Here is a 15,460-nt window from a genome sequence, read left to right as displayed (position 1 = left end):
GACGTAAAACGGGGCAGCACCCTGACAAGGATCTGTAAATATTTTTCAGCGCCGGCGCAACTGCGTTGTCTCGGCCTTTTCCTCGACGCGCAGCGGCAGCAGGACGGTCAGGGCCTTGAGCAGGCCGGCCCGGTCGGTCCGGTCGAAGACGCCGCTGACCCGGTAGTTCTCCAGGCCGGCCCCGCCCAGGCTGAGCGGGCGCGCATGCTGGCGGTTGATCTGGCGCACGACTTCGCCGAGCGAGGCATCCTCGAAAATCCAGCGTTCCTGCTGCCAGACACCGACATTCAGGGGATTGACGACGCGGCTGGCAGCGATTTCCCCGGCCTGGTAAGTGGCTTGTTCGCCGCCCTCCAGCCGGCGCTTGCGGCCGTCGGCCAGGCGGATCTCGACCGCGCCTTCGGCGACCGCGACGCTGACCTTCCCCTCGTCCTGCAACACATTGAAGGTGGTACCGATGTCGCGCAAGCTGCCGCCGGCCGCCTGCACTTCGAATGGCCGCCAGCCGGGCGCGACCTTGAACAGCGCCTGGCCGTGCAGCAATTCGATGCGCCGCCGCCAGGGCGTGTACTCGACGCGCAGTTCGCTGGCCGCATCGAGTTCAACCTGCGAGCCGTCGTCCAGCACCAGGTGCCGGACTTCGCCGATTTTGCTGCTTTCCGGGCGGTCGACCGTCTGGGTGTGGTAAATCATCCCCAGGGCGAGCGCGGCGACGATGGCCAGCGCGCCGCCGGTCCGCCGCTTCCGGCGCGGCCGGGCGACGCTGTCGAGCGCGCCCCAGAGTTTCTCGAAATTGCCGTATTCGCGCCGATGCAGCTCGGAAGCCCCGAGCCAGCGCCGGAAATGTTGCTCTGCGTGCGCGTCGACCGCTGGCGAACGCATCCGCACGAACCAGGTCGCCGCCTCTTCGGCCAGACGTTCGGCCGCGCCGTGCCCGGCCGGCTCGCCGCTGTCCGCCTCCGGCCTCATGCCGGCATGACCTGCAGACGCAGCGCAAGCAGCGCCCGGACCAGATGTTTCTCGATGGCATTGAGCGTGACCCGGTATTCCTGCGCCAGCCTCGCCTGCGGCACGCCGTCGAACTTGTGGCGGATGAAGACTTCGCGGCATTTCGGCGGCAAGGCATCGATGGCGCGGCGCAGGCGCTCGACTTCCTGACGGGCGATGGCGAAGCGCTCCGGCGACGGGTAATCGGAAACCAGGTCGGCGCACTCTTCGATATCGACCCAATGCGCCGCCGGGTTGGCGCGGCCATGATCGATGGCTAGGTTGCCGGCAATCCGGAAGAGGAAGGCGCGCGGGTTATCGACCGGGCGCTGCGGCGCGGCGAGCAGGTAGCGCACGAAGACTTCCTGCGCCAGTTCGGTCGCCACCTCGACGCAGGACAGCCGCCGGGTCAGGAAGCGGCGGATTTCTCCGATGTGGTCGATGTACAGGGAGGCAATCGCGCTGGGCATGGCGTACGCGGGAAACTGGCAGGCTCGAAATCGGGAAGCCGCGATTTTAGGCGGCGCCGGGCGCTCGCCCCCGCGACATATCGCCGCAGCGCGGCCAGCCGGGCTTGGCCCGGCCGCGGGCAATCGGCCGGTTTGCTACACTGCGCGCACTCTCACCCGCCGCCCGCCCATGGACCACAGCCACGCCCACGGCCTCGCCGTTTTTTCCTACAGCCTCGCCTTCGTGACCGGTCTGCTCGGCAGCGGCCATTGCCTGGGCATGTGCGGCGGCCTGGTTTCGGCGTTCTTCATGCGCCTGCAGGCCCGCGGCATCTGGCCCTACCTCGCCTACCACGGCGCCCGCCTCGGCGTTTACGCCAGCGTCGGGCTGATCGCTGCCGGACTCGGCGCCGTACTGGTGCAGACCGGCAGTTTCGGCAAGTGGCAGGGCGTGTTGCAGATCGTCGCCGGTCTCGTCGTCATCCTGCTCGGCCTCGACCTGCTCGGCGTCTCGCCACTGCGCAACAGCGTCGGTTTCGCGCCGCTCGCCTGGCTGCGCCGGCAGTTCGGGCTGGCCACCGAGAAGGGGCCGCTGCTCGGCGCAGCGATCGGCGGCGCCATCAACGGCCTGATGCCGTGTTCGATGACCATGGCCATGGCGGTCAAGGCGACGACGGCGCCCTCCGTCCTCGAAGGCGGCCTGCTCATGCTCGCCTTCGGCGCCGGCACGCTGCCCGCCATGCTCTCGGCCTCCGTGCTGTTCGGCAAGCTCGGCCCCAAGGTGCGCGGCTGGCTGCTCAAAGGGGCGGCACTCTTCGTCATCGCGCTCGGCATCTCGACGCTGTGGCAGGGCATCGACTACTACCTGGTGATGCGCAAACTGCTCGGCTGACTGCGACAATATGCCGCACAGCCACTCCATAATCCGCCGCTAACATAGCCGCTCCGTTTGTCGAACCGAGGGAGCACAACAATGAATCGCCGCGATCTTCTGAAAATTTCCGCCCTGGCCGGTCTCGCTACCGTTTCTGCCGGCGCCGCCGCTGCCGAAACGGCCTGCAGCACCGACGGCACGCCGAACCAGTTCATCCCGAAAAAAGCCGCCGATGCCAAGCCGCTCGACAACGAACTGGAGAAGTACGCCAAGTGCCCCTACTGCGGCATGGATCGCAAGGAACACAACCGCACCCGCATGCTTGTTCAGTACTCGGATGACCTGGTCGACGGCGTCTGCTCCATTCACTGCCTGGCGCTGAGCCTGGGCCTCAACATCGACCGCGAACCGAAAGTGATTTATGGCCCGGATTACGCGTCTACCGTCGAGCCGCGCCCCTTGCTGCCGGTCGATCAGCTGACCTACCTGATCGGCGCCGACCTCAAGCACGCGATGACCAAGCGCAGCAAGCACTCCTTCGCCAGTGCCGATGTCGCCAAGGAATTCCAGGCCAAGCACGGCGGCACCCTGGCCAAGTTCGACGACGCACTGCGCGAGTCCTATCTCGACATGGCCGCCGACGCCAACATGGTCCGCAAGAACCGCGCCGAGCGCCGTCGCCGCGCTGCCGAGCAGAAGCAGGGCTGATGCTGCGCCGCGCCTTTCTCGGCTTCTGCCTGGGCCTCTGGGTAAGCCTTGCGCTCGCCCAGAGCGTGCCCAAACCGGGCGCCAAAGACCTCTGCCCGGTGTGCGGCATGATCGTCTCGAAATACCCGAACTGGGTCGCCGTCGTCACCTGGAAGGATGGTCACAGCCATTTCTTCGACGGTGCCAAGGACATGTTCAAGTTCCTGCACGACCTGAAGAAATACGCGCCGGGCCACCGCAAGGAGGACATCGCCGGCATCTGGGTCACCGATTTCTACAATCTGGAACGGATGGATGCACGCCAGGCCTTGTTCGTCACCGGCTCCGACGTGCTCGGCCCGATGGGCCACGAGTTCGTGCCGCTCGCCAACCAGGCCGATGCCGACGACTTCCTCAAGGATCACAAGGGACGCCGGATCTACACCTTCAAGCAGATCGGCCCGACCCTGCCCGAACGCCTCGACAACGGCAAGTTCGACTGAACCGGTCGACTGCCCGAAAACGGGAAAAATGCCCGATTGTTTCTTGCCGGCATGCGATCAAACGCTCGTATTGATCACTTGGCGACCCCTGCCGACCGTAAAAACTTCACTCCCGGGCTGACACGGACACATCATGTGGCAGATAATTCGCCGCTGGTCGAAGCTTTCACTTTCGGGAGAAATCGCATGCCGAAGAAACTGTCCTGGAATCAAAATTACAGCGTCGGCGAACCGACGCTTGATGCCCAGCATCAGAAGCTGCTGCGCTTGTGCAATCGTTTATCCACGTGCCCGGCGGACAACGGCGCGACCGCCAACAAGCTGTTCTTCGAAATCCTCGCCGACCTTTCGGCCTACGCCCGCGAGCATTTCGCTACCGAAGAGTCGATACTCCGCGCCTGCAAATATCCCCGCCTGGCCACCCAGGAAGCAGACCATGCCGAATACGAAAGGCATGTGAACGCGTTTCTCAAGGCCGCCGAAACCGGCATGCCGGACAAGTCGGAGTTGCAGAAACTCCTGTCGAGCTGGTGGAAAGACCATATCCTGATTTCCGACATGGATTACCGGAATCACGTCATGGCCTTCAATCAGGCCGCGCAACCGGCCCGGGCGCCGCTTTCCGCACCGCAGCTTGCAGCCCTGCGCAAAAAGACCGGACTGAGCCAGGAACAGTTCTGGGGCAGGATAGGCGTTCCCCGCTCGTCAGGCTCACGCTACGAAGCCGGAAGCGCCATGCCGGACGCCATCCGCTTGTTGCTGCAGCTGGCCTATGGCAATGCGGATGAAGCGCAAACCTTGTTCGCCAGCCTGCGCAAGACAGCCGGCTAGGACGACAGACCGGGGCGCTTGCCGGCCCCGGCCGACAAGCCAGGCCTGCGGCACGCCGGCCGGAAATCAGATTGTCGACAAACTGACATCGACCACGCCGCCGATCACCAGGAACTCGTCTTCACCCTGCAGCACGCCGGGCAGCAAGCCGCAGTGGAAGAAAATCTTGGTCAGCGGGATGTCGACCGCCATGATGTAGTCGCCAAATTCGCAAGCGCGGTCGCGACTGCAGGTAAATGAACTGAGATTGTTGAGCAGGATGGTCTGGCGGCCACCCTTGCCCTTGGCCAGTACCTCGTGCTCGCCGACCCGGTTGATGCCGCGGTACAGCGTCACGTGCTGCGCGCCCTGATGGCGCAGCGCCAGTTCCCGCTGGCAGAAGGAATAGACCAGGTCGAACTGCGACTCCAGCGCATTGGTGCCATACAGGCCCTGTGAACGCATTTCCTGGTAGCGGCGATAGCCCTCGCCACTCGGGTCGCGCAAGGGCTCGCCGTGATAGCGCGGCATCAGGCCGAAACGCGATTCCACCCACCCCTTGAGCACGGCGCCCTCGCGGCTGTCGGAATCAAAACTCCAGCCGCGGATCATCCGGATGTAATTGGCCTTGGCCCGATTGCTGGCATGCCCGGTGTAGCCCATCTCCTCCAGCCATTCAAGCTGGAAACGCACGGTCAGGTAATCGCGAAAGACTTCCGCCGCCGTGCCGGGGGCCGCGGCGGCAAGACGGCGAAAAAGGTCGGCATGCAGTTCGGCGACGCCATCGATCAGGAGCGGACTGGGATATTGCTGGTAGGTCAGCCCCCCGAGCACGACGGCCGGCAGGTTGCAGCGGTTGATCGGCAGGCGCGCCTCGGCCGACAGGGCCGGGCCGCTTCGCAACGAATCAGACAGGAGACTGGCGTCTCCTGAACCGGGTTTTGTCTCGCTGACGCTCGACGCGTTGTGCGTTGCCCCGATGGGAAAGCCGGGACTGCCGCGCAACGGATCAGATAGGAGACTGGCGTCTCCTGAACCGGGTTTTGTCTCGCTGGCGCTCGACGCGTTGTGCCTTGCCCCGATCTGAAACCCGGGGCTGCCGCGCAACGAATCAGGTAGGAGACTGGCGTCTCCTGAGCCGGGTTTTGTCTCGCTGGCGCTCGACGCGTTGTGCGTTGCCCCGATCGGAAATCCGGGACTGCCGCGCAACGGATCAGGTAGGAGACTGGCGTCTCCTGAGCCGGGTTTTGTCTCGCTGGCGCTCGACGCGTTGTCGTCACCCCTACAAAGCGTGGGGGAATTGTCGGATGTTACCGCTTCACCCCGAGCCGGCTCTTTTTCTATTTTCATTTAATAATCAGCTGCTTAGATTGTTTTCGTCGACCTGGCACGCTACGTGCAGAAGGGATGGTGCGACTCATCAATGATTTCTTCGCAACTCGACTGACAGATCAAGGAGATTACACCATGGCAAAACTGCGTCAATGCGCCATCTACGGCAAAGGCGGCATCGGCAAGTCCACCACCACCCAGAATCTGGTGGCTGCACTCGCTGAATCCGGCAAGAAAGTAATGATTGTGGGTTGCGACCCGAAGGCCGACTCGACCCGCCTCATCCTCCACTCCAAGGCTCAAACCACCGTCATGCACCTGGCTGCTGAAGCCGGCTCCGTGGAAGACCTGGAACTCGAAGACGTCATGTCCATCGGTTTCGGTGGCGTCAAGTGCGTCGAATCCGGTGGCCCGGAACCCGGCGTCGGCTGTGCCGGCCGCGGCGTTATCACCGCCATCAACTTCCTTGAAGAAGAAGGCGCTTACGACGACGAACTCGACTTCGTGTTCTACGACGTTCTCGGTGACGTGGTCTGCGGTGGCTTCGCCATGCCGATTCGCGAAAACAAGGCCCAGGAAATCTACATCGTTTGCTCCGGCGAAATGATGGCCATGTACGCTGCGAACAACATCGCCAAGGGTATCGTGAAGTATGCAAATTCGGGTTCCGTCCGTCTGGCCGGCCTGATCTGCAACTCGCGCAACACCGACCGCGAAGACGAACTGATCATGGCCCTGGCTGCTCGCCTGGGCACCACCATGATCCACTTCGTGCCGCGTCACAACGTCGTGCAGCACGCTGAAATCCGCCGCATGACCTGCGTTGAATACGATCCGTCGCACAAGCAGTCCGACGAATACCGCGCCCTGGCCAACAAGATCAACAACAACACCAACTTCGTCATCCCGACCCCGATCGAGATGGAAGAGCTGGAACAGCTGTTGATGGAGTTCGGCATCATGGAAGTCGAAGACGAATCCATCGTCGGCAAGACCGCAGCCGAACTGGCCGCCGAAGCCGCCGCAGCCTGATCGTAGTTCCCGGTTCGCTGCTGCGGCAGCGAACCAGTACCGCCAAGCATTCAACCAACTGTTGGCGTCGTGCACAGATAGTTGCCGGCGCAACGAAAGGAGTTTCACCATGGCAGCGCTCACCCGCGAAGAAACCGCGAGCCTCATCGCCGAGGTTCTTGAGGTTTATCCCGAGAAGGCCAAGAAGGACCGTGCCAAGCACTTGATGATCAACGACAAGGAACTCGAGTCGTCGAAGAAGTGCATTACTTCCAACCGCAAGTCCCTGCCGGGCGTCATGACCATGCGTGGTTGTGCCTACGCCGGCTCCAAGGGTGTGGTCTGGGGTCCGATCAAGGACATCATCTCCATCTCCCACGGTCCGATTGGTTGCGGTCAGTACGCCCGCGCCGGTCGTCGCAACTACTACGTCGGCACCACCGGTGTCGATGCCTTCTGCGAAATGAACTTCACCTCGGACTTCCAGGAGAAGGACATCGTTTTCGGCGGCGACAAGAAGCTCGCCAAGCTGATCGACGAAATCGAAATGCTCTTCCCGCTGAACAAGGGTATCTCCGTTCAGTCCGAGTGCCCGATCGGCCTCATCGGTGACGACATCGAAGCCGTCTCCAAGAAGGCTGCTGCAGCCCTCAACAAGCCGGTCGTGCCGGTGCGTTGCGAAGGCTTCCGCGGTGTTTCCCAGTCCCTGGGCCACCACATCGCCAATGACTCCGTGCGCGACTGGATCATCTCCAACCGTGACGGTCAGGCTTTCGAAACCACCCCGTACGACGTCGCCATCCTCGGCGACTACAACATCGGTGGTGACGCCTGGGCCTCCCGCATCCTGCTCGAAGAGATGGGTCTGCGCGTCGTTGCCCAGTGGTCCGGCGACGGCACCCTGGCCGAAATGGAGAACACCCCGAAGGTCAAGCTGAACCTGCTGCACTGCTACCGTTCGATGAACTACATCTCCCGCCACATGGAAGAGAAGTACGGGATTCCCTGGCTCGAGTACAACTTCTTCGGCCCGACCAAGATCAAGGAATCGCTGCGCAAGATCGCTTCCTTCTTCGACGACAGCATCAAGGAAGGCGCCGAGCGCGTCATCGAGAAGTACACCCCGATGATGGATGCCGTGATCGCCAAGTATCGTCCGCGTCTCGAAGGCAAGAAGGTCATGCTCTACGTCGGCGGTCTGCGTCCGCGTCACGTGGTTGGCGCTTACGAAGATCTGGGCATGGAAGTGGTCGGTACCGGCTACGAATTTGCCCACAACGATGACTACGATCGCACGATCAAGGACATGGGCGACGCCACGCTGATTTACGACGACGTCACCGGCTACGAGTTCGAAGAATTCGTCAAGGCCATGAAGCCTGATCTGATCGGCTCCGGCATCAAGGAAAAGTATGTCTTCCACAAGATGGGCATTCCTTTCCGCCAGCTCCACTCCTGGGATTACTCGGGCCCCTACCACGGTTGTGACGGTTTCGCCATTTTCGCCAAGGACATGGACCTGACCCTGAACAATCCGTGCTGGAACCTGATGAAGACTCCCTGGCAGAAGGATGGCTCGGAAGCCGAAAAGAAGGCCGCCTGAGACAGGATCGAGGAGCTAGATATTAGGATCGAGTAAGCAAAGCAAGACCGGATGCCACTCGATCCTCGATCCTAATAGCTCGATCCTGCATTCACACAACTTACGCCCGTATCCACAGATAGGTGGTGCGGGCGAAGGAGATCAAGATGCAAACCGTAGATAAAATCAAGCCGTGTTTCCCGCTCTTCCGCGATGATGACTACAAAGCCACCATCTCGAACAAGCGTGCCCAGTTCGAAGAAGGCCACAGCGCCGACAAGGTCGCCGAAACCTTCGCCTGGACGACGACCCAGGAATATCAGGACCTCAACTTCAAGCGCGAAGCCCTGACCATCAACCCGGCCAAGGCCTGCCAACCGCTTGGCTCCGCCCTGTGCTCGCTGGGTTTTGCCAAGACCCTGGTTTATATCCACGGTTCGCAAGGCTGTATCGCCTACTTCCGCACCTACTTCAACCGTCACTTCAAGGAGCCGATCGCGATCATCGCCGACTCGATGACGGAAGACGCCGCCGTGTTCGGTGGTCAGAAGAACGTGCATGAAGGTCTGGCCAACGCCACCAAGCTCTACGGCGCAGAAATGATCGCGATGTCCACGACCTGTATCGCCGAAGTTATCGGTGATGACTTGAACGCCTTCATCGGTAACGCCCGCAAGGAAGGCAACCTGGACAAGGATTTCCCGGTTCCCTTCGCGCACACCCCGTCTTTCGTCGGTTCCCACGTCACCGGCTGGGACAACATGGAAGAAGGCATCCTCAAGTACTTCACGCTGAACAGCATGGAAGGCAAGGTTGTCGGCTCGAACGGCAAGATCAACTTCGTGCCGGGCTTCGAAACCTACCTCGGCAACTTCCGCATCATCAAGCGCTACATGAAGGAAATGGGCGTCGATTACACGATGCTCTCCGATCCGGAAGAAATCCTCGACACCCCGGCTGACGGCGAATTCCGCATGTACGCCGGCGGCACGACGATCGACGAAGTCAAGGATGCGCCGAACGCCATCACCACCTTCCTGATCCAGCCGATGCAACTGGAAAAGACGAAGAAATTCGTCGAAAACACCTGGAATCATGAAGTTCCGAAGCTCAACATCCCGATGGGTGTCGAATGGACCGACGAATTCCTGATGAAGGTTTCCGAAGTCACCGGCAAGCCGATCCCGGCCTCCATCTCGCTGGAACGTGGCCGCCTGCTCGACATGATGACCGACTCGCACGCCTGGCTGCACGGCAAGAAGATGGCCATCTACGGCGATCCGGACTTCGTCATGGGCATGGTCAAGCTGATGCTGGAATTCGGTATCGAACCGACCCACGTCGTCAGCAACAACGGTTCCAAGCGTTGGGGCAAGGCCATGGAAAAACTGCTGGCCTCCTCGCCCTACGGCGCCGGTGCCAAGGTTTATCCGGGTGCTGACCTCTGGCATCTGCGCAGCCTGTGCTTCACCGACAAGCCGGACTTCCTGGTCGGCAACAGCTACGGCAAGTACATCCAGCGCGACACGCTGCACAAGGGTCCCGAGTTCGAAGTTCCGCTGATCCGCATCGGCTTCCCGATCTTCGACCGTCACCACCTGCATCGCATGACCACGCTGGGCTACGAAGGCGCCATGTATGTCCTGACCACCCTGACCAACACGGTTCTGGAAAAGCTCGACGACCAGACCCGCGGCATGGGTACGACTGACTACAACCACGACTTGGTTCGGTAAGGAAAGCAGGATCGAAAGCAAGGATCGAGGATCCAGGATCGAGTAAGCAAGCCCCGTGCTCCGCCTACTCGATCCTCGATCCTAACAACTCGATCCTAATCAGATCCTGCAACTCAAGGAGTTGCAACAATGGCCAACATCATGATTCGTCAGAACGCTGCCGGTGGGCTGGTGTTTTATTTGCCGAAGCGCGACCTCGAAGCTGCCATCAATTCCATCGAATTCGACACCCCGGAAAAATGGGGCGGCGAACTGAAGCTGGAGAACGGTGGCAGCTACTACGTCGACCCGATCGCCAAACCGCCCCGCCTGCCGATCTCGGTGCGAGCCAAGCGACTCGGCGCTGCTGAAGACTAGGATCGGGGAATCAGCTATTAGGATCGAGCAAAGGCAAAACCGCGCTGCTCACTCGATCCTAGGCAACTCGATCCTAGGCAACTAATCACTAGGAGCTAAATCATGGCTATGTATATCGATCCCGACCAATGTACCGCCTGCGACGACTGCCGGCCGATCTGCCCGACCAAGGCAATCAGCAAGGGCAAGGTGTTCTTCACCATCGATGCCAGCAAGTGCACGGAATGCGAAGGCGAGAATGACACGCCGATGTGCGTAAACGTCTGCCCGTCCGGCTGCATCTCTCCGGCCTAAGGGCAGGATCGGGTTTTCAGGATCGAGGATCGAGAAAAATCGCCTCCCCGATCCTGAATCCTCGATCCCCTCACCTCTGAATCCTCGATCCTGAATCCTCGATCCTGAAAGGCCCCTCATGTCCGCACCTCCCATCGCCTCCCGCGAAGCCGCTCTCCGTATCGCCCTGGCAGCCCGTGCCCTCGATGGCCTGGACGTCCGTGCCCTGGTCGGCGCCCTGAGCGAAAAATTCGATCTGCCGCTCACCGAGTCCAAGCTCGCCTCGATCACCGTGGAAGACCTGCGCAGCATCCTGGCCGGCGACCATGCCGAGGAAAACTGTGTCGTCGGCCTCTCCGCCGATGCACTCAAGGAAGCCGTCCGCTTCCTGTGGGGTGAAAACATCGAGAACAGCGATACGCCAGCGGTCGACAGCTACGAAGAGGGCGAAATGCCCGGCTCGATCCGCGTCGCCATCGCCAACAACAAGGGCGAGAACCTCGACGGTCACTTCGGTTCCTGCGAACGCTTCCTCGTTTATCAGGTCTCGGCCGACAAGATCAAGCTGCTCGCCATCCGCTCCGGCCTCGATGCCGATGCCGAAGAGGACAAGAACAAGGCACGCGCTGCCGTAATCGCCGATTGCGACCTGGTTTACATCCAGTCGATCGGTGGCCCGGCTGCGGCCAAGGTGGTCCGGGTTGGTGTCCATCCGCTGAAGAAGCCGAAGGGTGGCCCGGTCCGTGTCGTTCTCGACGAACTGCAAGGCGCCCTGCAAAGCCCGCCGCCCTGGCTGGCCCGCATCATGGGTCTGCCGGCAGCCTCACTCGCCAAGTTCGAAGTCGAGGAAGAGGAAGAGGAAGAAGAAGCATGATCAGCCAGGAACTTCTCGCCGAGGTCGGTGCAGCGGTCCGTCTGAATCCTTCGGTCAGCAGTCTGCGCCCGCTGTTTCCGGCGCTGCACTTCTCCGAGTGTTCGGCCGATGACATCAATGCCCGCTTCAACCCGGTACTGGAATGCGAAGGCTACGAGCTCTATCTGATCTCGGGCGCCAGCGGCCATTGCCTTGAGCTGACCACCGACTTCAATGCGGCCACCGGCATCATCGTCGCCGCCAAGTCAGATGACTGAACAGGCAAGCATCGGCGTCGGCCGCTACGGCCTTTGCGCCGGTTGTCCGTACACCGACAGTCACCTCAGCCATAATCGCTGCAAGCCGGGCGACAGTTGCGTACGCGCCCACAGCGGTCGGCAGATCGACCGCTTTTTTCGCGCCAACAAGGACCAGGCCGAACATTTCCTTGCCGACCTGTTCTGGGAAAGACGCGCCATCGCAGCACGCTATGCGCCGATCGAGCTGATCGGTCATCTGGTCAATGACAACGATGAAATCGTGCGTCGCGTCGTGGTCGACCGTATTCCGGCCGATATTCTGGTCAGGATGATCAGCGACCCGGATCGCGAAGTCCGCCTTGGCGTGGCAGCCCGCATTCCCGAAGAACACCTGGCGCGCATGCTGCACGACCCGGATTACCTGATCCGCGCCACCGTTGCCCGCCGCCTGCCGCACGGCCAGTTGGCCAAGATGGCAAAAGACAATGAGCGCGAAGTCCGCAAGGTAGTCGCCGCCCGCCTGCCTGCCTTTGCGCTGGACATGCTGGTTGACGACCCGGAGCCGGAAGTTCGCGCCATCGTTGCCGAACGTGCCCTGCCCGGCCTCGCTGCAGCCCTGCTCGCCGACAGCGAGTGGTGGGTACGCCTCGCCGCCGTGGGCAATGCGCCGCTCGAACATCTGCCGCCGCTGACCAGCGACCCGGAGAGTGAGGTCCGCGAAGCAGCCCTGGCCCGCCTGACCGAAGAAAACGCAAACTGAAAACGAGGAACACCCGATGAAAGAAAGCCTGGCCTGGTCGGAATATTGCAAATCTCTCGCCACCGCCGTTGTCGAAACCTGTAGCAAGGTGCCGGTCAGCAGCGGCCCGGGCGCCTTCGTCAAGGCACTCGGCCAGGCGCTGCCGGACTGGAAGTTTCGTCATGCGATGAGCCGTGGCGGCTGGTATCGCCTGGGCGGCATTGTCGATGGCAATGGGCAGCGCGTATCCGACAGTCTGGAAAGCTGGGTCGAGGCAGCCCTCGACGAACGCGATGGCGACATCGGCCAGCTGATCGACGATTTCGCCGGGCAAACCCTGTACGCCACCCGCCTGGTCGGCCAGACGCACTATCTGGTTGCCTCGGCCGGTGAAGAGACTGACGACTTCCTGCAACTGGAAATCGAGGACCTGCAGGAAATGCGCGTGCATCGCCTGTTCGCCAACGAGCCGGCGACCCTGGAGGAACTGGTCGACCCGCGTGGCAGCAGCGACTTGCAGCAACCGATCGGCATGCCGGTCTATGCCTTCCGCCGCCTGCAGCACATCGGCGCCTTCCTCAAGCGCATGCTGGCGCAAAAACCCGAACCCGCGCCGGTACACCGGATGATCGAAGACTGGGCAAAAAGCAGTGCCGGCAGCACCAGCACTTTCTACAACCACTGGGTCATCGCCACCCGCGAGCATCTCGACCGCTATCACCAGAGCGTTTTCCGCGCCCAGCCGATTGCCACGCTGGCCGGCGACGCACCTGAATTCGATGCGGCACCAGGCACCAGCGGCCTGGAGTTGTACGCGGCGCTCGGTCATTTCGACCGCGAAGCCGGCTACCCGCTGGCCTGGTATTTCCACATGCTGACCAGCAAGGCCGTACCGCACTGGGTGGCCCAGACCGTTGTCGAAGACGCCCTGGCCGGCTTCGCCTACCTGCCGCAGCGCGACGTCGATGTCGTGCGCAGCTGGCTGCACCGCCCGTACGCGGTCTGATACCTAGAAGGGGCTCGGTTCGTGCAGGGCAAAACCCTGCGCGTAATCGACCCCGAGTTCCCTGACGATATCGACGATTTCTGGCTCGGCGACGAATTCGGCCACCGTGCGCAAGCCATGCGCCTTGGCCAGGCCGATGATTGCCTCAACGGTGGCGCGGTCGATCGGATCGTGCGCCAGGTTGCGGATGAACTGGCCGTCGATCTTCAGGTAGTCGACATTGAAGCGTTTCAGATAACCGAAGGACGACAGGCCGCTGCCAAAATCATCGAGCGCGATCGTGCTGCCCATGTGATGCGCATCCGCGATCAGCGCCAGGGCGCCGCCGAGATTGCCGATGGCCTGGCTCTCGGTGATCTCGAAACAGATCTGGGCCGGATCAATGCCGTAGAAAGCGATCCGTTCGGCGATGAAATGGCGCATGCCATCCTCGGCCAGCCCGGCGCCGGAAAGATTGATATTGACGTGATGGAACGGCAGACCGCCGCTGCGGGCAAATTCCTGCAGGCGGGACAGGGCGGCATTGATCACCCAGCGGTCGATGAAGGGCATCAGGTTGTAACGTTCGGCAGCCGGGATGAAGCGTCCGGGCAGGACGACATTGCCGGCATCGTCGCGCATGCGGATGAGGACTTCGGCATGATCCGGACGCCCCGGCTTCAGCGAGGTGATGCGCTGGTGATAGAGCACGAAGCGATCATCCTGCAGGGCTGCCGTAATACCGGCCAGTGAAGCCAGCTCATCCTGGCGCTGACGGAAATAGTCATCGCCGGGCGCATACACTTCGACCCGGTTGCGACCGTGCTCCTTGGCCGCATAGCAGGCCGTATCGGCTGCAATCAACAAGCTGGTCACCGTATCAATGTGCGGTGACACCTGGACCAGGCCGATGCTGGCGCCGAGCTGGAAGGCACGCCCTTCCCAGACGAAGGGGAAGGCACGAACTTCGTCGATCATCATCTGTGCCCGGGCACGGGCACCGTCCGGCGTAGCATTGAGCAGGACCATGCCAAACTCGTCGCCACCCAGGCGGGCAACGAAATCGGCCCCGAAGCGTTCACTCATCACCCGCCCCAGGGACTGCAGCAGGAGATCACCGGCGGCGTGACCACAGGAGTCGTTGACCGCCTTGAACTGGTCGAGATCAAGATAAAGCACATACAGTGACTGGCTGTGACGGATGCGCAGCGCCTCTTCCAGATTGGCCTCGAAGGCACGTCGATTGTGCAGGCCGGTCAGCGAGTCATGCCCGGCCTGGCGAGCCAGTTCATCGACCCGGGTTTCGACCGCACTGGCCATCGCATTGAAACTCCTGGCCAGCAGGCCGATTTCATCCCGGGTCGGTACATCAAGGTGCACCGAATAGTCACCTTCGGCAACCCTGGCCGCGGCACGGGTCAGGATTTGCAGATGCCGGGTCAGCCACAGCCCCGACAGCAGCAGCAGAACCAGGGTCAGCGCCACGCCGGCAGCAGCAACCAGCAAGCCCTGCCAGATCAACTGCCGGCTGGCGAGCGCAATGAACCCGGTATCCAGTCCCAGATGCACGCTGCCATAGCGCTGTCCCTGAAAATCAACCGGAAATACCAGGTGCATCACTTCGCCCCAGGCAATACTCTCTTGTTCCTGTGGCTGAGGCAGTGCCTCCCCCACGGGGTGGCCGGAGGTTGCAAGCAACTTGCCATCCGGCGCAGTCACTGCGATGTAATGCAACTCGTCGGCCTGCCGCCAGCCATCAAGAATGTCGCGCAAGGTCGCATAATCACGTGACACCAGCGGCACGGCAATCGCCGTCTGGTAAGCCAGCTGCAGTGCCTGCACATGCTGGCCAAGCTGACGGCCGAGCTGGTTCTCCATGTGCCGCAGACCGCTGCCCAGCATCACGGCGAGCACCAGGATTTCGATGGACAGCGCCGTCAGCAGCAGGCGGGTACGCAGCGAGTGGAAGAAAGGCACCTTGCGCGGGGTATTGCCGGAAGCATTCATCGCGGTTTCGTTACC

The 15,460-nt window shown here is 61.8% G+C and carries 17 protein-coding genes; 13 read left to right on the top strand and 4 right to left on the bottom strand.

Going from position 1 to position 15,460, the window contains the following annotated elements:
• Positions 1–45 precede the first annotated feature (45 nt).
• Together KI612_RS04865 and KI612_RS04860 are read right to left on the bottom strand one after the other, a co-directional pair.
• The gene (locus KI612_RS04865; RefSeq protein WP_226442701.1) at positions 46–969 is read right to left on the bottom strand and encodes a FecR family protein; all 924 of its coding nucleotides are present in this window, start codon (positions 967–969) and stop codon (positions 46–48) included.
• Entirely contained in the window at positions 966–1,457 is a 492-nt protein-coding gene (locus KI612_RS04860; protein WP_226442700.1) for an RNA polymerase sigma factor, read from the bottom strand. Before KI612_RS04860 ends, KI612_RS04865 begins: the two co-directional genes overlap by 4 nt.
• A 169-nt stretch (positions 1,458–1,626) precedes the next feature.
• On the opposite strand from KI612_RS04860, the gene KI612_RS04855 reads away from it, so the two are divergent.
• From KI612_RS04855 to KI612_RS04840, 4 genes are all read left to right on the top strand, one after another.
• Positions 1,627–2,328 (top strand): sulfite exporter TauE/SafE family protein, encoded by a 702-nt coding sequence (locus KI612_RS04855; protein WP_226442699.1) that lies wholly within the window; start codon positions 1,627–1,629, stop codon positions 2,326–2,328.
• A gap of 81 nt (positions 2,329–2,409) precedes the next feature.
• Positions 2,410–3,018: a nitrous oxide reductase accessory protein NosL gene (locus KI612_RS04850; protein WP_226442698.1), complete on the top strand. Its 609-nt coding sequence runs from the start codon at positions 2,410–2,412 to the stop codon at positions 3,016–3,018.
• The gene (locus KI612_RS04845) at positions 3,018–3,500 is read left to right on the top strand and encodes a nitrous oxide reductase accessory protein NosL (RefSeq protein WP_226442697.1); all 483 of its coding nucleotides are present in this window, start codon (positions 3,018–3,020) and stop codon (positions 3,498–3,500) included. Before KI612_RS04850 ends, KI612_RS04845 begins: the two co-directional genes overlap by 1 nt.
• 36 nt (positions 3,501–3,536) lie before the next feature.
• Positions 3,537–4,331: a bacteriohemerythrin gene (locus KI612_RS04840; RefSeq protein WP_226442696.1), complete on the top strand. Its 795-nt coding sequence runs from the start codon at positions 3,537–3,539 to the stop codon at positions 4,329–4,331.
• A gap of 66 nt (positions 4,332–4,397) precedes the next feature.
• On the opposite strand, the gene KI612_RS04835 is transcribed toward KI612_RS04840, so the two are convergent.
• Positions 4,398–5,213, bottom strand: a complete 816-nt coding sequence (locus tag KI612_RS04835) for an NAD(+)--dinitrogen-reductase ADP-D-ribosyltransferase (protein WP_226442695.1) — start codon at positions 5,211–5,213, stop codon at positions 4,398–4,400.
• A gap of 564 nt (positions 5,214–5,777) precedes the next feature.
• On the opposite strand from KI612_RS04835, the gene nifH reads away from it, so the two are divergent.
• The 9 genes from nifH to KI612_RS04790 all read left to right on the top strand — a co-directional run bounded on the left by nifH (position 5,778) and on the right by KI612_RS04790 (position 13,459).
• A complete protein-coding gene (nifH, locus tag KI612_RS04830; RefSeq protein ID WP_226442694.1) occupies positions 5,778–6,674 on the top strand; it encodes a nitrogenase iron protein in 897 nt (298 codons plus the stop codon).
• 109 nt (positions 6,675–6,783) lie between these two features.
• A complete protein-coding gene (gene nifD, locus KI612_RS04825; protein ID WP_226442693.1) occupies positions 6,784–8,256 on the top strand; it encodes a nitrogenase molybdenum-iron protein alpha chain in 1,473 nt (490 codons plus the stop codon).
• A gap of 146 nt (positions 8,257–8,402) precedes the next feature.
• Positions 8,403–9,971 (top strand): nitrogenase molybdenum-iron protein subunit beta, encoded by a 1,569-nt coding sequence (gene nifK, locus KI612_RS04820; RefSeq protein ID WP_226442692.1) that lies wholly within the window; start codon positions 8,403–8,405, stop codon positions 9,969–9,971.
• A gap of 129 nt (positions 9,972–10,100) precedes the next feature.
• The gene (gene nifT, locus KI612_RS04815; protein ID WP_028996171.1) at positions 10,101–10,328 is read left to right on the top strand and encodes a putative nitrogen fixation protein NifT; all 228 of its coding nucleotides are present in this window, start codon (positions 10,101–10,103) and stop codon (positions 10,326–10,328) included.
• 102 nt (positions 10,329–10,430) lie between these two features.
• Positions 10,431–10,622 (top strand): 4Fe-4S binding protein, encoded by a 192-nt coding sequence (locus KI612_RS04810; protein WP_226442691.1) that lies wholly within the window; start codon positions 10,431–10,433, stop codon positions 10,620–10,622.
• A 118-nt stretch (positions 10,623–10,740) separates the two neighbouring features.
• Positions 10,741–11,475, top strand: coding sequence for a dinitrogenase iron-molybdenum cofactor biosynthesis protein (locus KI612_RS04805; RefSeq protein WP_226442690.1), 735 nt, complete (start codon positions 10,741–10,743; stop codon positions 11,473–11,475).
• Positions 11,472–11,732, top strand: coding sequence for a DUF6129 family protein (locus tag KI612_RS04800; protein WP_226442689.1), 261 nt, complete (start codon positions 11,472–11,474; stop codon positions 11,730–11,732). The genes KI612_RS04805 and KI612_RS04800 overlap by 4 nt, the downstream gene beginning before the upstream one ends.
• Complete coding sequence (locus tag KI612_RS04795; protein WP_226442688.1) at positions 11,725–12,474, top strand: 4Fe4S-binding leucine-rich repeat protein; 750 nt, start codon at positions 11,725–11,727, stop codon at positions 12,472–12,474. The genes KI612_RS04800 and KI612_RS04795 overlap by 8 nt, the downstream gene beginning before the upstream one ends.
• Before the next feature lie 16 nt (positions 12,475–12,490).
• Positions 12,491–13,459 carry a hypothetical protein gene (locus KI612_RS04790; RefSeq protein ID WP_226442687.1) on the top strand — a complete coding sequence of 323 codons (969 nt, stop codon included), beginning with the start codon at positions 12,491–12,493 and terminating at the stop codon, positions 13,457–13,459.
• 3 nt (positions 13,460–13,462) lie between these two features.
• Here the strand turns inward: KI612_RS04790 and KI612_RS04785 are convergent, their stop codons facing one another.
• Positions 13,463–15,445 carry a putative bifunctional diguanylate cyclase/phosphodiesterase gene (locus KI612_RS04785; RefSeq protein WP_226442686.1) on the bottom strand — a complete coding sequence of 661 codons (1,983 nt, stop codon included), beginning with the start codon at positions 15,443–15,445 and terminating at the stop codon, positions 13,463–13,465.
• Positions 15,446–15,460: the final 15 nt, after the last annotated feature.

Origin of the sequence: Quatrionicoccus australiensis (assembly GCF_020510525.1) — a bacterium.
Lineage (GTDB): Bacteria > Pseudomonadota > Gammaproteobacteria > Burkholderiales > Rhodocyclaceae > Azonexus > Azonexus australiensis_B.
This window is presented reverse-complemented; position numbering and strand designations above follow the sequence as displayed.